This window comes from Kitasatospora sp. MMS16-BH015, assembly GCF_002943525.1.
Classification (GTDB): domain Bacteria; phylum Actinomycetota; class Actinomycetes; order Streptomycetales; family Streptomycetaceae; genus Kitasatospora.
The window spans coordinates 2,041,033-2,064,584 of record NZ_CP025394.1 but is presented as its reverse complement, the minus strand read 5'-3'; the positions used below and the strand labels follow the sequence as shown (position 1 = coordinate 2,064,584).

The window sequence follows — 23,552 nt, the reverse complement described above, 5'->3', positions numbered from 1 at the left end:
TTGGGGGCAGGTGCCTCTCCGCATGTCCGGATCCGGTCGGTCCGGGACGGGGATCGGGGTGGGGCTCGGGCCGCTCCGAGGTGACGGATGGTCAGGTACATCTCACTTGCTGCTAGCCGTACGCAGGCGAGTGGTGGCAGACTGCGCCCGCGGGAGTGGACGGGCGCCAGGGCAGGCGGAGGGGATCGATGAGCGGCGTACAGGGCGGACACGGCGGGGCCGGCGCGGTCGCCCGGCGGCTCCAGCTCGGCAGCCAGCTCCGAAGACTGCGCGAGGCCAGCGGAGTCACCCGGGAGAGCGCCGGGTACGAGATCCGCGCCTCGGAGTCCAAGATCAGCCGGATGGAGCTCGGCCGGGTCGGCTTCAAGCAGCGCGACGTGGCCGACCTGCTCACCCTCTACGGCGTCACCCGGGAGTCCGAGCGGGCCGCCCTGCTGGCCCTGGTCGGCGAGACCAACACCCCCGGCTGGTGGCACGCCTACGGCGAGGTCGTGCCGCCCTGGTTCCAGACCTACCTCGGCCTGGAGGAGGCGGCCCGGGAGATCAGCAGCTACGAGGTGCAGTTCATCCACGGCCTGCTGCAGACCGAGGAGTACGCCCGGGCCGTCTGCCTGCTCGGCAACCCCAACGCCGCCGAGGAGGACATCGAGCGCCGGGTCGCCGTCCGGATGCGGCGCCAGCACATCCTCCGCTCGCCCGACGGCCCCCGGCTGCTGGCCGTGATGGACGAGGCCGCGCTGCGCCGCCCCTGCGGCGGCCGGGAGGTGATGCGGGCCCAGCTCTCCCGGCTCGGCGAGCTGGCCGAGCACCCCCGGATCACCCTGCTGGTGATGCCGCTGGGCGTCGGCGGCCTGGCCGCCGAGAGCGGGGCCTTCACCGTGCTCGGCTTCGACGGCGCGGGCGACCTCCCCGACCAGGTCTACCTGGAGCAGTTCACCACCGCGATCTACCTGGACCGCCCGGCGGAGGTGGCCGAGTACCGCACCGTGCTGGAGCGGCTGCGGGTCGGCAGCCTGTCGGCCGAGGGCACGCTGGGACTTCTGGAGACTGCCCTCCAGGACCTCTGACACATCAGTACGATGATGATCCGTCAGCGGCTGACACCTGGTTGAAAGGGATCTGATGTCCTACTTCTCGCAACTGTCGCGGCAGTACATCGACGGTGAGTGGACCACCGGCACCGGATCCTGGGACATCGTCGACCTGAACCCGTACGACGGCGAGAAGCTGGCCTCGATCACCGTGGCCACCGTGGACGAGCTGGACCGGGCGTACCGGGCGGCCGCGCGGGTGCAGAAGGAGTGGGCCAAGCAGAACCCGTACGCGCGGCGGCTGGTCTTCGAGCGGGTGCTCCGGCTGATCGAGGAGCGCGAGCGGGAGATCACCGAGACGATCATCGCCGAGCTCGGCGGGACGTACCTCAAGGCCGCGTTCGAGATCTCGCTCTGCAAGGACATGCTGCGCGAGGCCATGCAGCTCTCGCTCCGCGCCGAGGGCCGGATCCTGCCCTCGCCGGTGGACGGCAAGGAGAACCGCCTCTACCGCCTGCCGGTCGGCGTGGTCGGCGTGATCAGCCCGTTCAACTTCCCGTTCTTCCTCTCGCTCAAGGCCGTCGCCCCCGCGCTCTCGCTCGGCAACGGCGTGGTGCTCAAGCCGCACCAGGACGCACCCGTGACCGGCGGCACCCTGATCGCCAAGCTCTTCGAGGACGCCGGCCTGCCGCCGGGCCTGCTCAACGTGGTGCTCACCGACATCGCCGAGATCGGCGACGCCTTCATCGAGCACCCGGTGCCCAAGGTGATCGCCTTCACCGGCTCCGACTCGGTCGGCCGACACGTGGCCCAGGTGGCCGCCGGCCACTTCAAGCGGACGGTGCTGGAGCTGGGCGGCAACAGCGCGCTGGTCGTGCTGGACGACGCCGACGTGGACTACGCGGTGGACGCGGCCGTGTTCAGCCGCTTCGCGCACCAGGGGCAGGTCTGCATGGCGGCCAACCGGGTGCTGGTCGACCGGTCGATCCTGGCCGAGTTCACCGAGAAGTTCGTCGCCAAGGTCGCCACCCTGCGCGTCGGCGACCCGAGCGACCCGAGCACCCAGATCGGCCCGCTGATCAACACCGCCCAGGCCGACGCCGTCACCGCGCAGGTGGACAAGGCCGTCGAGGAGGGCGCCCAGGTGCTGCTGCGCGGGCAGACGGTCGGCGCGCTGATGGACCCGGTGGTGCTGGGCGGCGTCCCCGACGGCGCCGCGATCCTGCGCCGCGAGGTCTTCGGCCCGGTCGTCCTGCTGGTGCCCTTCGACGGCGAGGAGGACGCCGTCCGGATCGCCAACGACACCCCGTTCGGCCTGAGCGGCGCCGTGCACACCGGCGACATCGAGCGCGGCGTCCGCTTCGCCCAGCGGATCGAGACCGGCATGATCCACATCAACGACGGCACCATCGCCGACGAGCCGATCGTGCCCTTCGGCGGCGAGAAGTCCTCGGGCCTCGGCCGCCTGAACGGCGAGGCCACCGTGGACGCCTTCACCACGCTCAAGTGGATCTCCATCCAGCACGAGCGTTCGCGCTTCCCGTTCTAGACCGCCCGTAGGGCTCAGGCAGGGAGCCGCTGCTCGAACAGGGCGGCGACCTGCGGCAGGGCCGCGCGGCGGGACGGCGAGTGGTCGACCGTGCCCACGTCGGTCAGGGTGACCCGGGCGCCGTGCGCGGCGAGGTCCCGGGCGCAGTGCTCGGAGTTGAGGTAGGCCACCGAGTGGTCCCCGTCCGCCGCGAAGAGCCGGACGGGGACGTCCGGGGCCCAGTCGCAGCTGTCGTCGTTGGCCCGGAAGGCGCGCAGCAGGGCGCCGGTGGGGTGCAGGGCCCAGTCGATCGCGTGCGGGGTCAGGAAGGCGTGCGGGGCGGCGGGGAGGGCGGCGAAGATCTCCGCGTCGGCGTGGCTGCCGTCGTAGAGGGCCTCCACCTGCCGGTCGTAGGGCGCCTGGAACAGCTCGGCCGGGCTGTCGTACAGGTGGTACTCGCGGTTCATCGCGGTGAGCCAGTAGCCGAACAGGTAGTTGGTGGTCCGTCCGTCCAGCGTGCCGTCCACCAGCCCGGCCGGGGCCTCGGCGTGCTGGGCGTCGTACGGGCCGCTGATCGGGGCCAGCGAGACCAGCCGGAAGTGCGGGTCGGCCCCCTGCTGGAGCGCCCGGCCGAGGGCCATCGCGGCCGGGCCGCCCTGCGAGAAGCCGGTGACCTGCACGCCGGTCGCCAGCCGGTGCCCGTGCTCGCGGACCAGCCGGCGGGCGGCCCGCAGCAGGTCGAGCGAGGCGGTGGTCTCGGAGGCGGTGTCGGCGTACGGGTGCGGCCCCGGGCCGGAGCCCAGGCCCAGGTAGTCGGGCGCGACGGTGGCGTAGCCGGCCGCGGCGAACAGCACCGCGTCGGCCCGGTCGGTGCCGTCGGCCGAGGGCGCGTCCGCCTTGGCGGCGGTGGTGCCGTGTTCGTAGACCACGGTGCCGAGTTCGCGCCGCGCGGTCTCGGGAAGGCTGACCAGGCCGCTGGCGGTGGTGGGACGGCCCTGCGGGTCCACGGTGCGGTAGACCACCCGGTAGTCCGCCACCCCGTACCGGGCGGCCGGGCCGCTGTACCCGCGCGCGGTGATCCGCGCGGTCGCCTCGGCCGGGCTGAGCCGGTCGAGCTGCCGGACCTCGACGACGGTGCCGCGTTGGGCCCCGTCGGTGCCTGCGGCCAGGGCGGCTGGGGTGGCCACCGTGGCGAGCACGGTCACGGCGGCGGCGAGGACGGCGCCGGTGGTGGTCCGACGGAGGGCGGGAGGGGCTTCGGTACGCATGACTCCCATGCTGCGACCGGCCGTCGGGGCCGGGCTATCCGGGAACGGCCCTGACCGGGACCTGATCCGTCCCTGACCCGACCCTGGTGCCGCCGGCCGCCGCCAGCAGGGTGTCGGCGGCCGGGGTGCGGGCGTACCAGACGGTGCGGCTGGTGCGGTGGCGGGTGAGCAGGCCCGCGTTGGTGAGGGTGGTGAGGTGGTGGGAGACGTTCGGGGTGGAGAGGCCGGTGCGGTGGGCGAGTTCGGTGGTGGTGGCCGGGGCGCCGAGCTCGGTGAGCAGCAGGGCGCGGGAGTGGCCCAGGAGGTCGGCCAGGCCGTCGGGGGCCGGGGTCGGGCGCTCCCAGAGGGTGGCCACGCCGCGCGGGGGGTAGGTGAGGCTCGGCTGGTGCGGCGGCCGGGTCTGGGTGTAGAGGCCGGGCCAGGCGAACACGGCCGGCACCAGGACGATCCCGCGCTCGCCGTCCAGGCGCTGCTCGCCGTGGTACCAGCGGTGCGCGATCCGCAGGGTGCCGCGCTCCCAGCTCACCCGGGGGTGCAGGTCGGCGAAGAGCGCGGCGGGCCCGCCGGCCGACATCTGCCGCGCCCGGCGCAGGACTTCGCCCTCCAGGAGCAGCTGCATGCGCGGCCAGTGCGGGGCGATCGCCGCCGACCAGTAGGCGCGGATCTCGGCGCCGAGGCGGGCCAGCCCGGCCTCCGGGTCAGCCCTGAACTCGGCTATCACGTGGGGTACTTCGCTCCCGTAGCGGTCCAACTCGGCCCTGATCCGGGCTGGTTCGGTGGCGGTCAGGCGGGCGAGCTCCTCGTCCAGGGTGGGGGAGAAGGACTCCGGCACCGGGGTCAGGAAGTCGGCGGTGTAGACGGTCGGGATCGGCACCAGGGCGTCGAGCAGGGCGTACTCCGTCTCCGCCAGGGCCGCGCGGGCCGCACGGACCCAGGGAAGGTGGACGGCGTGCGCGCCCGGCTCCTTCAGCACCTGGACACTGTGGGTCACCTCGGAGAGCGGTGAGCACGCGAAGCGCGTCACGGCGAGGTCGTGGGCGGAGAACTCCAGGGTGAACACGGCGACCATTCCATCAGGACGAAATCCTGGGCCCTGCGGCGGGGGTGCTCCGAGGATCGGGGCATGACCACCACAGCCTCCGTACCGATCGCCGTCCGGCCCGCCCCGCGTGGCCGGCTGCTCGGTTCGTACGTGATCGACAGCCTCGGCAGCGGGCTCTTCCTCGCCTTCACCGTCGTCTACTTCGTCCGCACCACCGGGCTGAGCCTCGCCGAGGTCGGGGCCGCGATCAGCCTCGGGCGGCTGCTCGCCGCTCCCACCGCGCTCTGCGTCGGGCCGTTGATCGACCGGTACGACGCCCGGCGGGTGGCCCTGAGCGCCAACCTGCTGTCGGCCGTGGCCTACCTCTGCTTCCTGGCCGCCGGGCAGCTCTGGCAGGTGGCCGCCGTGGTCTTCCTCGCCCAGGTCGGCGCCGCCTCCTACTGGACGGCCAGCACCGGGCTGGTGGTGCTCGCGGCCGAACCGGCCGAGCGGCCACGGCTGTTCGCGCTGGCGAGCACCCTGCGCAACGCCGGGCTGGCGCTCGGCGGCGCGCTCGGCGCGGTGCTGCTGGGCTGGGGCGGGGCGGACGGGCTGCGGGTGACGGTGGCCGGGAACGCCGCCAGCTACGCCGTCGCGGCCCTGCTGCTGCTCTGCTGGCGCCCGGTCGGTCGGGCGGCGGCCACCGCCCGCCCCACCGGCGGGTACGGCCTGGTGCTGCGGGACCGGCGGTACCTGCGGCTGATCGCCGTCAACCTCTGCTTCGTCTTCGCCTCGCTGGTGCTCAGCCTGCTGCTCGCGGCCTACCTGGTCGAGGGGCTGCACCGGGCCGCCTGGGTGGCCGGCTCGCTGCTGGTGCTCAACACCGCGCAGGTGGTGCTCACCCAGACCGCCGTGACCCGCCTGCTCACCCGCTACCGCCCCACCCGGGTGGTGGCCGCCGGCTCGCTGCTCAACGCCGCCGCCTTCGGTCTCTTCGCCCTGCTCGGTGCCGCCCCCGGCTGGGCCGTCACGGCGGGGCTGTACGCGGCGATGCTGCTCTACAACGCCGCCGAGACGGTGGCCACTCCGCACCGGGAGGAGCTGAGCGTCGCCCTCGCCGACCCGGCGCTGCGCGGACGGTACCTGGCGGTCTACCAGCTCTCCTGGACCTTCGGGCAGACCGTGGGACCGGGGCTGCTGACGGCCCTGCTCGGGCTCGGGGCCGCCTGGCCCTGGCTCTTCCTGCTGGGGCTCAGCCTGGCCGCCGTCCCGCTGGTGCTGGGCCTCGACGGGGCCGGGCCCCGGGCCCTCAGGCCGTCGGGCGCTCCAGCCGGTACGCGGTGAGGGGCCTGCCGTACCAGCGGTCGGTCAGCCCGAGGGGCTGCATGCCGAGGCGGGCGCAGACGGCCTGGGAGGGGCCGTTGTCCGGGTAGGTGACGGCGTGGATGACCGTCAGGCCCTCCCCGAAGCCCTTGGCCAGCGCGCCCCGGGCCGCCTCGGTGGCGTAGCCGTGGCCCCAGGAGTCCGGGTGCAGGTGCCAGCCGACCTCGACCTCCTCCTCGGGGCCGGGTTGGTCGGGGAAGGGCACCAGCAGCACCGAACCCGCCACCACCCCGGTCTCCTTGATCTCCACGGCCCACATCCCGTACCGCGGGTCGGCCGACCGCTGCCGGATCCGCTCCAGCCGGCCCGCCGCCTCCTCCCGGCTCTCCAGCACCTGCGGCACCGCCCCGAGCCGGCGGGCCACCTCCCAGCGGGAGTAGATGTCGAAGAGCCGGTCGAGGTCTCCCGCCGCCCACTGCCGCACGATCAGCCGCTCGGTCTCGAACACCATGGGTACCTCCCCGTCGACGACACTGTCCCGCCGATCCTGTCACCGCCCGGCGGCCGGATGCGTCAGCATTCCAGTCGGTGCCCGGTCGTGGCGTCGACATGGCCGGGGACGGGGTCGTGGCGGTCGCCGACGGTCGAGGTGCCGGTGGGTTCGAACAGCAGCAGCGCGGCGCCGTCGGGGGAGGAGGGCTTGTGCTCGGTGCCGCGCGGGACGGTGAAGACGGCGCCCTTCGGCAGCCGTACGGTGCGCTCCCCGGCCGGTTCGCGCAGGGCGATGTGCAGCTCCCCGTCCAGGACGAGGAAGAACTCGTCGGTGTCGTCGTGTGCGTGCCACAGGTGCTCGCCCCGGACCTTGGCGATCCGGACGTCGTAGTCGTTGACCCGGGTGACGACACGCGGGCTCCACAGGGCGTCGAAGGAGGCCAGGGCGGTATCGAGGAGAAGGGGTTGGTCGCTCATGCCTCGATCCTGCCGGGCGCGGCCGACCCGGGGGAGTGCTAGGAATTGCACATGCCGCAAGATTCCTCGCACCCCGTCCGACCGGCTGACTCGGCGCGCTCCGCTCGCCAGGACGGCCTGCACCGCGTGGTGGTGATCGTGGACCAGAACTCCAACCCCTTCGAACTGGGCTGCGCCACCGAGGTGTTCGGCCTGCGCCGCCCCGAACTGGGCCGGGAGCTCTACGACTTCCGGCTCTGCTCGCCCACGCCGAGGACACCCATGCGGGACGGCTTCTTCACCCTCACCGGAGTCGCCCCGCTGTCGGCGGCCGACACGGCGGACACCCTGATCGTGCCCAACCGGCCCGATGTGGAGGTGCCGCGCCGCCCGGCGGTGCTGGCGGCCATCCGGCGGGCCCACGCGCGCGGCGCGCGGCTGGTCGGCTTCTGCAGCGGGGCGTTCACGATCGCTGAGGCCGGGGTGCTCGACGGGCGCCGCGCCGCCGCGCACTGGCAGTGGGCGGGCGCCTTCCGTGAGCGCTTCCCGGCCGTCCGGCTGGAGGAGGACGTGCTGTTCGTCGACGACGGGGACATCCTCACCGCCTCCGGCAGCGCGGCCGCCCTCGACCTGGGGCTGCACATCGTCCGCCGGGACCACGGCGCCGAGACCGCCAACGCCGTCAGCCGCCGACTGGTCTTCGCGGCCCACCGGGACGGCGGGCAGCGCCAGTTCATCCGCCGCCCGGTGCCCGACCTCCCGGACGAATCGCTCGCCCCACTGCTGGCCTGGGCCCAGGAGCGGCTCGACCAGCCGCTGGCCGTCACCGCCCTGGCCGCCCGCCGCCGTCAGCCCCGCCACCCTGCACCGCCGCTTCCAAGCCCAACTGGGCACCACCCCGCTGGCCTGGCTCACCCGGGAGCGCGTCGCCCTGGCCTGCCGCCTGATCGAGCGCGGTGAGTCCCGGCTCGAACTGGTCGCCCACCGCAGCGGCCTGGGCACGGCCGCCCACCTGCGCACCCTGATGCGACGGGAGACCGGTCTCGCCCCTTCGGCCTACCGGGCCCGCTTCGGCCCGGCGGCGGGGACCCGCAAGGGGGTGGCCGGCCGCCGGCCGGCCGGGCCGGCCACCACGGACGCCGGCTGATCAGACGGGGATGGCCGGGGTCTGGCCGGGCTTGAGGGGGAGCGTGGGGGCGCCGCTGACCAGGTCGAGGACGGCACGGGTGTCGAGCGGGCGCTGGAGGCGGATGTCGACGGGGGCGAGACTGCCGCCCGCGCAGGCCACGGCGGGGGGTCGGTGGGTTTCGAGCGTGGAGTGGAGGTGGGCGATCAGGACGACTGCGGTGGCGGTCTCGTAGGCCTCGGCCGAGTCGAGGGCGGCGCAGTGGACGATCACCTGGGCGTGGATGGTGCGGCCGTCGGGGGAGGTGCCGGACCAGAGGGCGTCGGTGGCGTCGCGGATGACGGGGTACGGGGTGGTCGGCGGGACCTGGACGGTGGTCTGCTGCGGGGTGACAGCGGGGTAGGCGAACGGCTGGGTGTAGCCGGCGAGGGTGAACTCCCAGACCGGGACGGTGGCCTGGCCCCGGCTGGTGTCGACCTGGCGGGTGCCGGGGCGGACGGCGGTGACGGCGAGCGGGTGGCAGTGGTTCCGGCAGTCCGGCCTGCCCTCGGAGAGGGAGCGGAAGACCTGGTCGGCGGTGAGCTCGGGCAGGGCGAGGTGGGTGCCGTCGGCCCAGGTGACGGTGGTGGTCGCGTTCGGGGCGGCCGGGGGGAGGGCGGTGTGGAGCTCCAACTTGCTGGCGTAGAAGGCGAATTTGTCGTCACCGCTGTGAAAGCCCTCCGAAGGCTCCCACTGCAACTGGGTACTGAGGGGGTAGTACCCGCTCAGCCAGGCCCGTCGGTCGGCCGAGCCGTCCCAGGCGCGGGCCACTTCGGCGGCGCGCTGCAGCGGCGGGACGGCGCCGGCGGCCCCGGTCCTGACCGGTACCGCCTCGGGCTCTGTGGCCGTCCGGCTCTCGCAGGCGGCCAGCGCGGTGGTGGCGGCCGTGATGGCCAGGGCGGTGGCCGTCAGCCGGGCGGCGGCCCGGTGGATGAGGCGTGGCACGGTAACTCCCTTGTGGTATCGGTGAATCGGCGGCGTTCCGGTACTCCGGAGGTGCGCGGCCCGTGGCCCGTCAGTGGAGTCCGCGGGCCGGGGCGGCCATGCTCTGCGGCAGGCCCGTGCTCAGGTCGAGGACGGCGCGGGCGCCGAGGGGGCGGCTGAGGGAGAAGTCGCGGAGTGAGGGGCCGCCGCCGACCCCGGTGCAGATCGTGCCGTCGGGCGGGGAGACCGGGCGCACGTGCACGATCGGGACCACGGCGGTGTCGGTCTCGTACACCTCGGTGGAGACCGACTCCGTACAGCCGAGATCGACGCTGCCGTGCAGGGTGAGACCGTCAGCGGAGACGCTGGTCCAGCCTGCGCCCATGGCGCCGGGGACGACCGGGGACGGGGTGGCTCCTGGGGCCGGGGTCGGCCCCGGGCTCTGCTGGGGGGCGACGGCTGGGTAGGTGAAGGCCTGCGGGTAGCCGGCGAGGGTGAACTCCCATACCGGGATGGTGGCTTGACCCCTGCTGGTGGGCATCTGCCGGGTGCCCGGACGGACGGCGGTGACCGGGATCGGGTGGCAGCCGTCCTGGCAGGGTGCGTCGTCGTCCATCAGGAAGCGGAGCGACTCGGCGGAGCCGAGCGCCGGGAGGGCGAGGGTGGAGCCGTCCGCCCAGACGACGGTGGCGGTGGGGGCGGGCCCGTAGGGCGGCAGGGCGGCCCGGGGTTCCAGCTGACCGCGGAGGAAGGCGCGCTGGTAGTCGTTGTGGAAGTCGGCCGCCACCCAGTCCCAGCGCGTGACGAGTGGGTAGTAGCCGTGCTGCCAGGTGCGTTGGTCGGCCGAGCCGTCCCAGGCCCGGACCACCGCGGCGGCCCGGTCCCGGGCGGGGTCGACCTCGAGGTCGTAGCCGACGGAACGGCCGGCGGTGCAGGCGGCCAGGGCGAGCGTGAGCAGTGCGGCGGCGAGCGGCGAGCCGAGCGGTGAGCGACGCCTCATTGGTCCAACCCCCGTGTGGTGAAAGCGAATCGGCGGCACTGTGACGCACAGTGCCGCCGATCGGTTCCGCCCGCCAGAGGGGTGGCCGAAGTGCTAGAAGACCGGGACGCCCGCGCGGACGAGGCGCCAGTCGACCGAGGCGAAGTCGGCCGGGTCGATGACGCCCTTGGCCTTGACCCAGGCGATCATGGTGTTGCGGATCTCGTCCGAGTTGGACCAGACCTTGGTGGCCTGGGCGACGTGCGGGAAGTTGCCGCCGCCGTTGGCACGGTAGTTGTTGACGGCCAGCACGAACTGGGCGGCCGGGTCGACCGGCTGGCCCGCGTACTTGAAGTTGACGATCCGCGAGCCGACCGGCTGCGAGATGTCGATGTCGTACGAGACGCCGTAGACGGAGTCGTAGTTGTAGTCCGGGGTGTTCTGCTGGTTGGTCAGGGTGGTCTTGTCGATCGGGGCACCGGGGGCGACCTGGGCGTAGTACTTGGCCGAGTACTCCAGGTAGTCCTTGATCTGGGCACCCGTCATCAGACGGGCCTCCAGGGTGTTCTCGTAGATGTAGAGACCGGCGGCGTCACGCAGCTTGACCGAGCCGGCCGGGATGTCGGCGGTGCGGTTGAACGGCGCGGCCTGGGCCAGCACCGGCAGCTTGGCGTACTGGGTGGAGGCGAGCGCGGCCTTGACGGCGTCGGCCTGGACGCGGCCGATCAGGTCGATGATCGGCACGTCCTTGAAGGGCGCCTCGGCGATCGAGAGGTCGACCTTGCAGGTGCCGATGACCTGGTTGACGTAGGTGACGACCTTCGCGTGCTGGTCGGCGAGCAGCTTGACGATCTTCGGGTCCTCGTCCACGGTGTTCGAGTTGAGCACCCGGGAGGTGACGCCGGTGACCTTCCAGCCGGTGGCCTTGTCGTGCTCGACCTCGAAGTCGAAGCAGGTCAGGCGCTGGCCCCAGCAGAGCGGCTCGGAGAGCACCACGTTCTTGCCGGTGGCCTTGTTGACGATGATGCGCTGCGCCACCTCCTTGTGGGTGTGGCCGACGAGCACCGCGTCGATGCCGGGCACGTCCGCGGCCATCTCGCCGGAGGCGTCCTCGGGCCAGGGCAGCTGGTCGCCGTAGCTGGTCGGCTCGTCGATGCCGGAGTGGGCGGAGACGATGACGACGTCGGCGCCGGCGCTCTTCATGATCGGCACGTACTTCGCGGCCATCTCGACGATGCCGGGGAAGACCATCTGGCCGGAGACGTTGGCCTTGTCCCAGATCGCGATGCCGGGGTTGGTCAGGCCCAGGATGCCGACCTTCAGCGGGCGACCGCCGCCGCCCAGGTGCATGTCCTTGATCACGTACGGCTTGAAGGCCGGCTTCTCGTCCTTGGCGTGCAGCGCGTTGGCGCCCAGCAGCGGGAAGTTCAGCTGCTTCTCGAAGGCCTTGACGGTCGGGATGCCGTAGTTGAACTCGTGGTTGCCCAGCGCCGCCGCGGTGTAGCCGATGGCGTTCATCGCCACGGCCATCGGGTGCTTCGGCGGGTTGTGCTTGGCCGTGATCGGCTCGACCCGGGCGAAGTAGTAGGAGAGCTGGGTGCCCTGGATGATGTCACCCGCGTCGATCAGCAGGGTGTTCTTGTGGCCCACCTGCTCGCGGATCTGGTTGACCAGGGTCGAGATCTTGGAGAGGCCGACCGCGTTGTGCGCCTTGTCGGTGTAGACCGCGTCGGTGAAGTAGTCCCAGTTCAGGCCGTGACCGTGCAGGTCGGTGGTGCCCATCACGGTGAACTTCGCCTTCCACGGCGGCTTCGGCCCGCGGGCCGCGGCGTCGACCGCCGGCTCGGCGGCCGAGGCGTTGGTGGCGGCGGCCACCGGAAGGCCGCCGACGATGGCGGCGCCGGCCGCGGTGGCGGCCGAGCGGGTGACGAAGTCACGGCGGTTCAAGGACATTTACGGCTCCAACGTGGGGCAGAGAGACGCTGCAGAAGGGCGCGCGGTGCGGCGGACGGGCCGTCAGCGGATGCGACGCGCGTAGAAGTCTGCCCTGCGAAGCTTCCCACCGGTAGCCCTTTGCGGTTTCCAACAGATGAAGAGCAGGTGAGAGGGGTCACGGTGGATCGTGGGGAGACGGCGGAGCCCGGTACCGGAGGAGCGGGTGCTGGCGCTCCACCGGTACCGGGCTCCGAGTCGGCGACCGGTACGGCGGCCTGGGCCCCTCGTGCCAGGGGCTCTAGATGTAGCCCTCACGCAGGGCGTGGGCCACGGCGTGGGCGCGGTTGCGCAGGTTGAGCCGGGTGGTCAGACCGTGCAGCACGTTCTTGACGGTCCGTTCGGAGTAGGAGAGCTTGGCGGCGATCTCGGCTGTGTCGAAGCCCTCGGCCACCAGGCGGAGCACGTCCGCCTCGCGCTCGGAGATCCCCGGCGGGGCGTAGCCCGGCAGACCCTGGACGCTGCGCTGCAGCCGCCCCATCTGCTCGATCAGGCGCCCCAGCAGGTCGGCCGGCAGGTCGCCCTCGCCGCGTGCGGCGGCCAGCACCGCGCGGCCCAGCCGGTCGGCGGTCGCCTCGCGGCGCCACAGGATCGCGCCGACCCCGCACTCCACGGCGTCCAGCAGCTCGCCCTCGCGCATGTGGTCGACCACGAGGACGACCTTGGTCTCACCGCCGCGCACCAGGCGGCGCAGCACCCCGGTCACGGTGGTGTCCACGGCGTCGGCGAGCAGCAGCGCCACCGCGCCCGGTCGGGCCGTGTTCTCCGGCACCACCTCGACACCGGTGCAGCGGCGCAGCTGGGCCTCGGCCCCGGCCCGCGAGATCGGGTCGGGTGCGTGCACCACCACGGGCACCCGCACCCCTGGCCGTAGGCCGTTCAGAGTGTTCGGTGCGGTCGGCTGAGTGTGCAGTACGGTCAACGGTCCCCTCCTTCGGGTGCTCACGCGCGGTCGTGTTCCGCACCGCCCCTACCTGGAACGTTCGGGGTGCGGCCGGTCGAAACGGACACGACCGGAGACAGCGACAGCCCCGTTCGGCCGACGGAGCCTCGGCCGTCATACTCTCCGTAGACCGAGTACCACGACAATCGTGGGCGGACCACGAGATCGGCGACCACGAACCCGAGCAGTGCGACGAAGGTCACACCGTTCGGTGCGCCTGTGATGCGACCCCGACCCCGTCGGGATGCGTCAGGTGCAGAAGAGAGGTCGAGCGATCAGGCCCGGGCACCCGTCCGTCCGAGCCTGGCCGCGGAGGGGAGAGCAGTGACCATCACCACCGGGGGCACCCACCGGCTGACCGTCGCGGACCAGGCCACCGCCGAAGGCGGATCCGGTCGGCACGGCCTCGGCCGCTCCGCCGACACGCTGTCCGCCCTGCCCGAACGCCGCTGGCCACTGGCCCTGGCCGCCGGGATGGCGCAGCGCGCCCGCCGCGGCCAGGGCGGCGTCCTGCTCTTCACCGGCCCGACCGGCGTCGGCCGCAGCGCGCTGCTCTCCGCCGTGGTCCAGGCCGAGGAGCCGTACGGCATGCACGCGCTCTGGGCCCGCTGCGCCGCCGACGAGACCGAGGAGGAGTACGCCGTCGCCCGGCAGCTCTTCGGCACCGAGACGTACTCCCGGACCACCGAGGCCGAGCTGTGGGAGCTGCTGCACCTGCACGCCGCTCACCACCCCCTGCTGCTCGCGGTCGACGACGTCCAGCTCGCCGACTCCCCCTCACGCCGTTGGCTGCTGCGCCTCGGCCGCCGGATCGACCGGCTCCCCGTCTTGCTGGTCGTCACCGAACGCCGACAGCGCGAACTCCCCACCCGCGCCCGACGATTCGGTCACACCCTACCGACCCCGCCCGCCAGGCACTGCCGGATTTCCGCACTCGGGTCGGCCGCCGTCGCCGAGCTGCTCCCGCTCAGGCTGGGCCCCGCTGCCTCTCCGGCCCTGGCCGAGGAGTGCTTCCGGGCCACCGGCGGCAACCCGATGCTGCTCGAAGCGCTCATCACCGACCTCCGGGAACGGTCAACCCTGCCGGAACCGGTCATCACGCCCCTGCGGGCGGCTCCGCAGGCCGGGCCGTCGCACCGCGGATCCACTGCCCCTGCGGGCAGCGACACGCCGGACGCCAGGGCGACGGAGGGTCGCGCTCCGGACACGCGGGCGGTGGACGGAGGGCCGGCGGAGCCGGGCACTCCGGTCGCCGGGTCTGTCGCCGGGTCGGTTGCTGGGCCTGCCGCCGGGTCCGTCGCCGGGTCGGTTGCTGGGCCTGTCGCCGGGGCCGTTTCCGGGGCCGTCGCCGGGGCCAGGGGTACGGCGGCCGTGCTGCTGCCGGCCTCCTGCGTCGGGCTGCCGGGCGGCAGCTACCTGGAGGCGGTCGATGTCTGGCTGCACGGGGCTGGGCCCGGTCACCTCACCGCCCTCCGCACCCTCGCCACGCTGCATGGCCACCCGCTGGGCCACCCGGACCGCCGGTCCGACCCGGCCGAGGTGCTGGCCGAGCTGACCGGCGCCGGCACCGAGGGGGCCCGCACCGAGGCCGCCCGGGCCGAGCTGGTCGTGGCCCGCATCGAGGGCGAGGGCGAGGACGCCTCGGACGGGGTCGAGGGCGAAGAGACGGCGCATGGGCGGTACGGCGAGCTGCTGGCCGGGCTGTACCGGCAGGGCCTGCTGGTGGCCGGGGCGCCGGGGGAGTGGCCGAGCTTCGCCCACCCGCTGCTGCGCGAGGCCGTGCTGGATGGCTGGCGGCCGGAGCGGCGGGCCCGGGTGCACCGGGCGGCCGCCGCCGCGCTTCACCGGCGCGGCGAACCGGACGAGGTGATCGCCGCCCACCTGCTCCGCACCCCCGGCCCCACCGCGCCCTGGGCGCTGGACGCGCTGCTGCGCGCCGCCCGGGCCGCCGAGCGGGACGGGCGGCCGGCCGAGGCCGTGGGCTACCTGCGGCGCGTCCTGGAGGAGGAGTCGGCCGACTGCGCGCGCAGCTGGACGCTCACCGAGCTCGGCTGCCTGGAGATCGCGCTCGGCCCGGCCGAGCACGCGGCGGGCGTGCGGCACCTGACCGAGGCGGTCCGGCTGCACCAGTCCGACGAGCGGGTCTTCGAGGTGGCCAACGCCCTCGGCGCCGCCCTCGCCGGGCGCGGCGAGACCCCGGCGGCGCTGGACATCCTGGAGCAGCTGGCCGCCCGCTTCGCCGACCGGCCCGAACTGGCCCAGGCCGTGCAGGCCGCCGCCGCACTGATCGCCTCCCACGACGGCGACAGCTGGCTCCAGGTGGTCGAGGGCCTGCGGCGGATCGCCGCCCGCTCGCCGCACCGCCTGGCCCCCGCCGCCTGGGCCCTGCTCACCGAGTACGAGGCCACCAACGGCCAGCTCTCCGCCGCCGAAGTCGCGGGCCGCGTAGGCGAGTTGTGCGCACTGCCCTCGGACAGGTTCTCGCGGGCGTACGTGCTCGCCTCCGCCGCCACCCTGGCCCAGTGGGCCGAGCGCTTCCCCGAGGCCGACCGGCTGGTCGCCCAGGGCCTGGCCGAACACCAGGCGGCCCTGCTCCACCCGGCCCGGCAGAGCCTGCTCAGCGTCCGGGCCGAGAGCCTGGTCATGCGCGGCCGCTACCGCGAGCTGCTCGGCGAACTCGGCCTGACCGAAGGCGAGTCGGAGCCGGAGGCCGAGACCGGACCGATCTCGGTCACCGGACCGATCTCGGGCACGACGGAGGCGACGGCTGGGGCGGCTGGGGCGGCCGGGGCGGCCGGGGCCGCGGTGCACCGCCGCTCGGGCGCCTCGCCGCTGCTCGACAACAGCCACCTGCTGGCCCAGGGCATCATCGCGCTCACCGAACTCGGCCGCCTCGACCAGGCCCACCGGCTCGCCGGGCTGGTCACCGGCACCGACCAGTCCTGGGAGTGGAACGAGTACCTCTACGCCCGGGGCCTGCTCCTGCTCGCCTCCGACCGCCCCGCCGAGGCCCTCGCCGACCTGCTCGAATGCGGGCGCCGCCAAGGCGAGCGGAACGTCGAGAGCCCGATCGTGACGCCCTGGCGCTCGGCCGCCGCCGACTGCCACCTGCTGCTCGGCCGCCCGGGGCCCGCCGCCGAGCTGGCCGCCGCCGAGCTCGAACTCGCCCGGGTCTGGGGCACCCCCCGCACCCTCGGCCGGGCCACCCGCGCCCTCGGTGCCGCCACCGGCGGCCGCCGGGGCCTGCTGCTCGCCGCCGAAGCCGTCGACCTGCTGCGCACCCCGGAGACCGACACCGAGCTGGTGCCCGCACTGCTCAGCCACGGCCGGATGCTCGGCGAGGCGGGCCGCCGCGCGGCGGCCCGGCAGAGCCTGCGGGAGGCCGCCGAGCGGGCCGAACTCATCGGCGCCACCCGGCTCTACGGCATCGCCCGCGCGCTGCTCCAGGAATCCGGTGCCCGGCTCACCAAGGACACCCACACCGGCGCCGCCGCCCTCACCGACAGCGAACGCCGGATCTGCCGGCTGGCCGCCGAGGGCCACTCCAACGCGGAGATCGCCACCCTGCTCCACCTGGCCGTCCGCACCGTGGAGACCCACCTCACCAACAGCTTCCGCAAGCTGGGCGTCCGGGGCCGCGGCGCCCTGCTGGCCGCGCTGAACTGACCCACCGCTCGGCTGCCGTCTGCCTGCCGGCGCGTCAGCTGCCGTCCGCCTGCCGACGCGTCAGCCCGGCCGCCCGGTGGCGGCTCAGCTCAGCCGGCCGCCCCGGCCGCCCCGGCTGCCCGTACGTCTGTCGGTGCGTCAGCCCGGCTGCCCGGCGGCCGACCCGCGCCGCTGCACCAGCAGGTGGACCAGGGTCTCCCGGAAGACCGCGACCGGGTCGGTGCCGGTGGGCTCGATCGCCTCCCAGGCGCGGGTGCGCAGGTAGCTGTCCAGGGCCAGCGGGAGTTCGTGCCGCAGGCGCCGCTCGGCCTCCGGGGTGCGCTCCCGGCGGAGCGCCGCGTACTCGGTGGCGAGCCAGTCGGCGGCCGGCAGGCCGGCCGTGGTGGCGCGGGCGGCGAAGGCGTCGATCTCCTCCTGCCAGGGGTCGCGGCGGCCCGGGGCGAGCAGCGCCCCGGCGCCGTACAGGGCCGCGACCATGGTCGGCCACCAGGGGCCGCCGACCCCGGTGAAGTGCAGCACCACCCCGCCCGCGCCGAGCCCGCAACCGACCAGGTTGCGGGCCGACTCCAGGTAGCGCAGGGCTCTACTGGTAGCCACGGATCTCCTCGAACGCGCCGTCCAAGGAGCCCGTGCCGTCGAAGAGCTTGCCGCCGGTGAGGTCGGCGATGCCCTGGAGCTGGCCCTTGGCGGCGTCGCCGAACAGGATCGGGAAGACCGGCACCTGCTGCCCGGCCGGCAGCGCCTGGACGAAGGAGCGGAACTGCCCGTCGGTGGCGCCCTCGTTGCTCTCGCCGTCCGTCATCACCACGATCGAGGTGAACCGGTCGTCGTGGGTGGCCGCCTGGCGGCGGGCGATCACCTGGTACGCCTCCTCCAGGCTGCTGTACAGGGCGGTGCCGCCGTCGGCCGAGAGCGCCTTCACATCGGCGTCGATGGCGGCGAGTTCGGCCTGCGGGGCGGTCTGGGGCACGGTGTGCGTCTTCTCCGCCTTCACCTCGGAGGCGAACGGGATCAGGGTCACCTCCTCGCGGTCGCGGAACCGCCGCTGCCCCCGGGTGTCGTCGCTGCCGGTGAGCCGGCCGAGCGCCGCCTTGAGCTGGGCCAGCCGGCTGCCCGCCATCGAACCGGAGGTGTCGAGCACGTACACCGTCCGGGAGGGGCGCCGGAGTTCGTTCTGGTACGAGGAGAGCAGGCCGTCCGCCACCGCCCGGCTGCCGGGGAACGGCAGCTCGCGGCGGCGGTCGGTGGGCAGCCCGTCGGCCGGAGCCACCCCGGGGGTGACCGGGCGGCGCAGGGTCTGCTCGGTGAGGGCCCGCTGGGCCTCGGTGCCGAGCAGGTAGGTGGTGAGCCGCTGGAACGACTCCCGGGCCGGCTGGCCGGCCGAGGTCAGCAGCGAGAGCGGGTAGTCGGCCGAGACCACCCCGTCCACCGGACGGATCACGGTCAGCTTGTCGGCGGCCGGCAGCGTGCGGTCCAGCGAGAGCAGCACCGACTCGTAGTTGACCAGGGCGCCGAGCTTCTCGCCCTGGCCGGGCTTCTGGTACGCCTGGGCGAGCCAGCCGGAGGAGCCGGCGGTGAGCTTCTGCCCGGCGAAGAACTGGCGCAGCTGTGGGGTGGCCTTGGCCACGTCGGCGTCGGTCAGGGCCGCGCTCGCGCCGGAGAAGGCGGCGGCCACCGCCACCAGGGTGGCGAAGCCGGAGTTGGAGCGCGAGGGGTCGGTCATCCCGTAGGAGAGCCTGCCGCTCGCGGCGGCCGCGCCGATCTGGCTCCAGGTGACCTGGGAGCCGTCGCCCCAGCCGAGTTCGCTCAGCATCCCGGCCCGGACGCCGACGGCCACCGGGGAGACCATCACCGGCGTCTGGGAGACCAGCTTGGCCTTGCCGGCCGGGTCCAGCCGCAGGTAGTGGTCGGAGGAGAACCAGACGGCGTCGTACTTGCCGTCCGCCTGGCCGGAGGAGACGGCGTCGGCGCCGTCCAGCGAGCCGGTGTAGCTGAGCTGCACGGTGACCCCGGTGGCCTTCTTGGCCTGCTCCAACACCGGCCCCATGTCCTGGAGTTCACTGCTGGCCAGCACGCGGAGCACCCCGGGGATCGGGGTGGAGGAGACCGGGCCGGGCGGGGTGGGCTTCGGGTCGCTGGAGCAGGCCGCCAGGGTCAGCACCAGGCCGGCCAGCAGTGCGCGCTTGACCAGCGGGGTGCGCTTGGCCGGCAGTGCTCGCTTGACCGGCAGTGCGCGCTCGAGGTGGGTGCTGCGCACGGGGATCACTTGCCCTTCGCGACGGAGACGAGCTGGGTCAGGATGTCGAGGGTCGGCACCTTGGCCTGGGCCACGCCGGCGGCGCTCAGGTCGGGGGCGAGCACCGGGTTGGTGGCGTCCTTGCTCACGGCGGCGGTGAAGGCGGCGCTGTCGGCCTGCGGCCGGAAGCCGTAACGGGCCTCCAGCTGACGGAGCTTGGGGTCGTCCCGGAGCAGCTGGGCGAGCTTGTCGCCGTTCGGGGTGAGCCCGACGGCGGTGTGGTCGCTGTAGACGGTGGTGTCGGGGTAGAGCACCACGAGGCCGTCGGCCGGCTTGTGCTGGGCGATCAGCGCGGCCACCTGCGACTCGTACACCAGCACCAGCGGGTTGCCGACGCCGGAGAGGAAGTCCTTGAACGGGCCGTCGCTGCTGGTCTTCTGGTCGCCCTGCATCGAGGTGAGCTGGTACAGCAGGCCCTGTACCTTCTTGACGCCCTGGGCGTCGGCCACCACCTGGCCGCCGTTCTTCAGGTAGGCCAGTTCGGCGAGGTAGAGCGCGCCGGAGGAGGAGCTCTCCGGGTCGGTGGTGCTGATGAAGAGCGGGCCGGTCAGCTCGGGGGGGCCGGAGCCGGGCTTCAGGCTCTGCCAGGTCGCGCCGGCCTCAACGCCCTTGAGGTACTGGTCCATCCGCAGCGTCCAGACCCCGCTGCCGTCGGCCCGGGTGGCCAGGCCCTTCTCCTTGAGCAGGTCGGCCACGTACCCGTGCGCGATCACCACCAGCGGGGAGTAGAACGGGCGCACGGTGTCGCTGGTGATCTTGTGGTCGGCCCGGATCCGCTCGGCCGGCGGCTGGCTGGCCGGGAAGGCCAGGTCGAAGCCCCGCAGATCCGTACTGGCCATCGACCACGAACCGGTGGTTGTGAGGTCGGTCTTCAGCCCCTGGGCGGCCAACTCGGCCTGTACCTCCTGGTCGTTGAAGAAGTCGAACTTCTCCGAACCGATCAGGATCCGCACCGATGAGGTCTGCTTCCGATCCGGATCGGAGCCCGACCAGTCGTGCAGTGCGAGGACGGCCACCACCGCCAACAGTGCCACCGCCGCGATCACGCCGACCGCCCGTCTTGCGCCCAACTCTTCCCCCATGACCGGCAGTTCCAGTGCTCCCTGGATGATCCAGGCTGGCCAGCCCGGGCGAGCGCCGACCCAAGCGGCGGTGAATCCAGGGTGAACAGACCTTCACGAAACCGCATCGGACGGCCCCCGGAGAGCCGATCGGCGACGTCAACCCAATGATGTGGAGGGAGAAGTCACGGTATGTCAGTTTGTTCACCGAATCGTTCACCAACTGCCACCCGGCAGTCCGGTGGAACGTCGTTGTTACGCGCGGGTAATCCTTACGCTCGTGCCTATGCGCCGAGCAAAAATCGTCTGTACTCTCGGGCCCGCCGCCGACTCCTACGACCAGATCAAGGCCCTGGTCCTGGCCGGCATGGACATCGCCCGCTTCAACCTCAGCCACGGCTCGCTCCTCGAGCACGAGGAACGCTACCGCCGGGTCCGCAAGGCCTCCGACGAAGTGGGCCGCAGCGTCGGGGTCATGGTCGACCTCCAGGGCCCCAAGATCCGCCTGGACACCTTCGCCGACGGCCCCGTCCTCCTCGAACGCGGCGACGAGTTCACCATCTCCGTCGAGGACGGCGTGATCGGTGACCGGGACCGCTGCGGCACCACCTACAAGGGCCTCGCCTCCGACGTCTCGCGCGGCGAGCGGATCCTGGTCGACGACGGCCGGGTGACGCTCGAGGTCACCCACGTCGAGGGCCCCCGGGTGCACTGCATGGTGATCGAGGGCGGCCTGGTCTCCGACCACAAGGGCCTCAACCTCCCCGGCGTCGCCGTCTCGGTGCCCGCGCTCAGCGACAAGGACGTCGCCGACCTGCGCTGGGCCCTGCGGACCGGCGCCGACCTGATCGCGCTCTCCTTCGTCCGCAGCGGCCGCGACATCGAGGACGTCCACCGGATCATGGCGGAGGAGCACCGGTACCTCCCCGTCATCGCCAAGGTGGAGAAGCCCCAGGCCGTCGAGCAGCTCGAATCCATCGTCGACGCCTTCGACGGCATCATGGTGGCCCGCGGCGACCTCGGCGTCGAAATGCCGCTGGAGCAGGTCCCGTTGGTGCAGAAGCGGGCCATCAAGCTCGCCAAGCGCAACGCCAAGCCGGTCATCGTGGCCACCCAGATGCTCGACTCGATGATCAACGCCTCCCGGCCCACCCGCGCCGAGGCCTCCGACGTGGCCAACGCCGTGCTCGACGGCACCGACGCCGTGATGCTCTCCGGCGAGACCTCGGTGGGCAAGTACCCGGTCGAGACCGTCAAGACCATGAGCCGCATCATCGAGGCCGCCGAGGACGACATCCTGGCCGCCGGCCTCCCGCCGCTGACCGACCGCAACAAGCCCCGCACCCAGGGCGGCGCTGTGGCCCGCGCTGCCGCCGAGATCGGCGACTTCCTCGGCGCCAAGTACCTGATCGCCTTCACCCAGAGCGGCGACACCGCGCGCCGGCTGGCCCGCTACCGCTCGCCCATCCCCGTCCTCGCCTTCACCTACGAGCCGGCCGTCCGCAGCCAACTCGCCGTCACCTGGGGCATCGAGACCTTCCTCGGCCCGTTCGCCCCCACCACCGACGAGATGGTCGCCCAGGTCGACTCTCAGCTCCTCTCGCTGGGCCGCTGCCAGAAGGGCGACATCGTCCTCATCACCGCCGGCTCCCCGCCCGGCCTGGCCGGCTCCACCAACTTCGTCCGCGTCCACCACATCGGCGAACTCGACAACTGAGCCCCGCCGACCGTGCAGCCCCCGGACCACCGGGGGCTGCACCCGTCCTCAGCCGCTGATCTGCCGGTACAGCTCCTTGTGCCCCTCCGGGCCCGGGTGCAGGCCGTCCACCAGCAACTCCGGCCGGCCCTCCAGAACCTCCCACAGATCGAGAAAGTCGACGTACCGCTCGGTGCACCAGCCCGCCAGGTGCTCGCGCAGCCGCTGCGCCCGGGCCGTGGTGAAGCACAGGCCGCCGAAGTCGCCCGTCCGGCCCTCGTCCAGCCAGAGCGGGCCGACCACCACCAGGCGGGCGCCGTGCCGCAGCGCCGTCGCGGCGAGGCTGTCCAAGTGCGCGGTGAGGCCCGCCAGTCCGTCCTCGCCGGTGGCGGTCTGCGCCGAGTCGTTGATCCCGGCCGCCAGCAGGAGGGTGTCCGGCAGCCGGGGCCCGAGCAGCCCGGGAGTCTGCTCGGCCACCTGCGCCAGCGTGCTCCCAGGGATCGCCAGGTTGAACACCCGGTGCTCCACCTCGTCCGCCGCGATGTGCGCCGCCGCCAACTGCCCGGCCCACCCGCCCTGCGGGTCGCACCGCCCGTACGCGATGCTGTCCCCCACCACCACGATCCGCGCCGCCGCTCGCAGCGGCTCCGCATCCAGGTACGCCCAGGCCACCTCCCCGTCGCCCAGCACCACCCGTCGCCGCGCGTAATCCGCCACCTCGTAGGCATCCGCCGCCGCCAGCTCCCGCTCACTCAGCCGCAGCACCCCACCCTCGATCGCGGCACCGTACTTGCGCGCCAGCGTGAGGTGCACGCCCGTGCCGCTGGTGGCGATCACCGCGGGGTCGGTGATCCGCAGCGGCCTGGTGGCGTGCCCGGGGAGGATGGCGGGTGTCGTCGGTACGGCGCGTCCGAAGAGCGCGTGCTGGACCTTCGGGTCCAGCAACGTGCCGAAGGAGAACAGGGCGTGGGGGCGTGGCTCGGTCACCGGGAGCGTCGGGTCCTTTCACTCGAAACGATCAACGCACCCTATCGGGCCGGGGGTGGCTCAGTACTTGGGGCCGACGTGTTCGTCCATGAGGGCCACGCAGGCCTTGCGGGCGACGGAGACGTTGGTGCCGCCGTTGGTACGGGCGGCGGCCTTCCACCGGACGCCGACGGAGTCGAGGGTGTCGGTGAAGATGCCGACGATGTCGGTGGAGGTGTTGGTGAAGAAGTACCGCGGGTACTCGTGACGGCGGACGACGCCGTCGACCGCGCGGGAGGCCCAGTTGGTGATCCGGCAGCCGTCGGAGTGGATGAGCCCCCGGATCAGCTGCCACGGCTCCCCGTCGACGATCCGCTGCTGCCAAGCTGTGAGGACGATGGGGCGTTGGTGCTTCGGGCCCGGGCCGTGTTGGGGGAAGAGGCAGGGCCAGTGCTTGCTGCTGCTGACCACACTGGTGCAGCCGGGAGCTTGAACGCGGCACACGCGGTTCTTCGGCATCACCGCTCGGACGGCGCGGACGCACTCCTCGATGAGACCGGGCCAGGCGTCGCCGCAGGCGATGCGGAGGGTGTGGACCTGGCGGCGGCCCTCGCTGATGCAGCCGTCGCCGAGGTAGAGGCCGAGCAGGTAGGCGTAGTCGGCCGGCGGGCAGTCGGGCTTGCCGTGCCGGAGCGGGCACTCGGCGGTCATCCGTGGGCGGGGTGTGACACAGACTGTCCAGTCG

General features: G+C 73.3%; 18 protein-coding genes and 1 pseudogene. 6 read left to right on the top strand and 13 right to left on the bottom strand.

Translation table 11 applies throughout. The features are described 5' to 3' along the window. Positions 1-188: 188 nt before the first annotated feature. Positions 189-1,067: a helix-turn-helix transcriptional regulator gene (locus CFP65_RS08835; RefSeq protein ID WP_104815587.1), complete on the top strand. Its 879-nt coding sequence runs from the start codon at positions 189-191 to the stop codon at positions 1,065-1,067. A 52-nt stretch (positions 1,068-1,119) separates the two neighbouring features. Then, positions 1,120-2,580 (top strand): aldehyde dehydrogenase family protein, encoded by a 1,461-nt coding sequence (locus tag CFP65_RS08830; RefSeq protein ID WP_305778270.1) that lies wholly within the window; start codon positions 1,120-1,122, stop codon positions 2,578-2,580. Positions 2,581-2,594: 14 nt separating this feature from the next. On the opposite strand, the gene CFP65_RS08825 is transcribed toward CFP65_RS08830, so the two are convergent. Then, the gene (locus tag CFP65_RS08825; RefSeq protein ID WP_104815585.1) at positions 2,595-3,827 is read right to left on the bottom strand and encodes a S9 family peptidase; all 1,233 of its coding nucleotides are present in this window, start codon (positions 3,825-3,827) and stop codon (positions 2,595-2,597) included. Positions 3,828-3,861: 34 nt separating this feature from the next. Beyond that, positions 3,862-4,896, bottom strand: coding sequence for a DUF5937 family protein (locus CFP65_RS08820; protein WP_104815584.1), 1,035 nt, complete (start codon positions 4,894-4,896; stop codon positions 3,862-3,864). Positions 4,897-4,950: 54 nt separating this feature from the next. Between CFP65_RS08820 and CFP65_RS08815 the strand changes: the two genes are divergently transcribed. Continuing rightward, on the top strand, positions 4,951-6,192 hold the full coding sequence (locus CFP65_RS08815) for an MFS transporter (protein ID WP_104815583.1): 1,242 nt from the start codon (positions 4,951-4,953) through the stop codon (positions 6,190-6,192). Here the strand turns inward: CFP65_RS08815 and CFP65_RS08810 are convergent. Continuing rightward, complete coding sequence (locus CFP65_RS08810) at positions 6,158-6,682, bottom strand: GNAT family N-acetyltransferase (RefSeq protein WP_104815582.1); 525 nt, start codon at positions 6,680-6,682, stop codon at positions 6,158-6,160. The two genes, CFP65_RS08815 and CFP65_RS08810, sit on opposite strands and share 35 nt — an antisense overlap. Positions 6,683-6,744: 62 nt before the next feature. Beyond that, positions 6,745-7,140, bottom strand: coding sequence for a cupin domain-containing protein (locus CFP65_RS08805; protein ID WP_104815581.1), 396 nt, complete (start codon positions 7,138-7,140; stop codon positions 6,745-6,747). Between the two features lie 51 nt (positions 7,141-7,191). Here CFP65_RS08805 and CFP65_RS08800 point away from each other — a divergent pair. Then, positions 7,192-8,266 (top strand): annotated as a pseudogene (locus tag CFP65_RS08800) (GlxA family transcriptional regulator). Here CFP65_RS08800 and CFP65_RS08795 read toward each other — a convergent pair. The 4 genes from CFP65_RS08795 to CFP65_RS08780 form a co-directional block, all read right to left on the bottom strand. Next, complete coding sequence (locus tag CFP65_RS08795; RefSeq protein ID WP_104815580.1) at positions 8,267-9,229, bottom strand: hypothetical protein; 963 nt, start codon at positions 9,227-9,229, stop codon at positions 8,267-8,269. 70 nt (positions 9,230-9,299) lie between these two features. Then, on the bottom strand, positions 9,300-10,208 hold the full coding sequence (locus tag CFP65_RS08790) for a hypothetical protein (protein WP_104815579.1): 909 nt from the start codon (positions 10,206-10,208) through the stop codon (positions 9,300-9,302). A 93-nt stretch (positions 10,209-10,301) separates the two neighbouring features. Further along, entirely contained in the window at positions 10,302-12,140 is a 1,839-nt protein-coding gene (locus tag CFP65_RS08785; RefSeq protein ID WP_104815578.1) for a bifunctional UDP-sugar hydrolase/5'-nucleotidase, read from the bottom strand. A gap of 280 nt (positions 12,141-12,420) precedes the next feature. Next, positions 12,421-13,092, bottom strand: coding sequence for a response regulator transcription factor (locus tag CFP65_RS08780; RefSeq protein WP_254552856.1), 672 nt, complete (start codon positions 13,090-13,092; stop codon positions 12,421-12,423). Between the two features lie 354 nt (positions 13,093-13,446). On the opposite strand from CFP65_RS08780, the gene CFP65_RS08775 reads away from it, so the two are divergent. Further along, complete coding sequence (locus CFP65_RS08775; protein WP_104815577.1) at positions 13,447-16,788, top strand: LuxR family transcriptional regulator; 3,342 nt, start codon at positions 13,447-13,449, stop codon at positions 16,786-16,788. A gap of 138 nt (positions 16,789-16,926) precedes the next feature. Here the strand turns inward: CFP65_RS08775 and CFP65_RS08770 are convergent, their stop codons facing one another. The 3 genes from CFP65_RS08770 to CFP65_RS08760 form a co-directional block, all read right to left on the bottom strand. Further along, on the bottom strand, positions 16,927-17,385 hold the full coding sequence (locus tag CFP65_RS08770; RefSeq protein ID WP_104815576.1) for a hypothetical protein: 459 nt from the start codon (positions 17,383-17,385) through the stop codon (positions 16,927-16,929). Next, positions 17,372-18,979, bottom strand: a complete 1,608-nt coding sequence (locus tag CFP65_RS08765; protein ID WP_104820728.1) for an extracellular solute-binding protein — start codon at positions 18,977-18,979, stop codon at positions 17,372-17,374. Before CFP65_RS08765 ends, CFP65_RS08770 begins: the two co-directional genes overlap by 14 nt. 71 nt (positions 18,980-19,050) lie before the next feature. Further along, a complete protein-coding gene (locus CFP65_RS08760; protein WP_104815575.1) occupies positions 19,051-20,166 on the bottom strand; it encodes a substrate-binding domain-containing protein in 1,116 nt (371 codons plus the stop codon). 265 nt (positions 20,167-20,431) lie between these two features. Between CFP65_RS08760 and pyk the strand changes: the two genes are divergently transcribed. Continuing rightward, positions 20,432-21,862, top strand: a complete 1,431-nt coding sequence (gene pyk, locus CFP65_RS08755) for a pyruvate kinase (protein ID WP_104815574.1) — start codon at positions 20,432-20,434, stop codon at positions 21,860-21,862. Positions 21,863-21,910: 48 nt separating this feature from the next. On the opposite strand, the gene CFP65_RS08750 is transcribed toward pyk, so the two are convergent. Together CFP65_RS08750 and CFP65_RS08745 are read right to left on the bottom strand one after the other, a co-directional pair. Beyond that, positions 21,911-22,828 carry a GDSL-type esterase/lipase family protein gene (locus CFP65_RS08750; RefSeq protein ID WP_104815573.1) on the bottom strand — a complete coding sequence of 306 codons (918 nt, stop codon included), beginning with the start codon at positions 22,826-22,828 and terminating at the stop codon, positions 21,911-21,913. Between the two features lie 60 nt (positions 22,829-22,888). Continuing rightward, complete coding sequence (locus CFP65_RS08745) at positions 22,889-23,518, bottom strand: hypothetical protein (RefSeq protein ID WP_371682386.1); 630 nt, start codon at positions 23,516-23,518, stop codon at positions 22,889-22,891. Between the last annotated feature and the right edge of the window lie 34 nt (positions 23,519-23,552).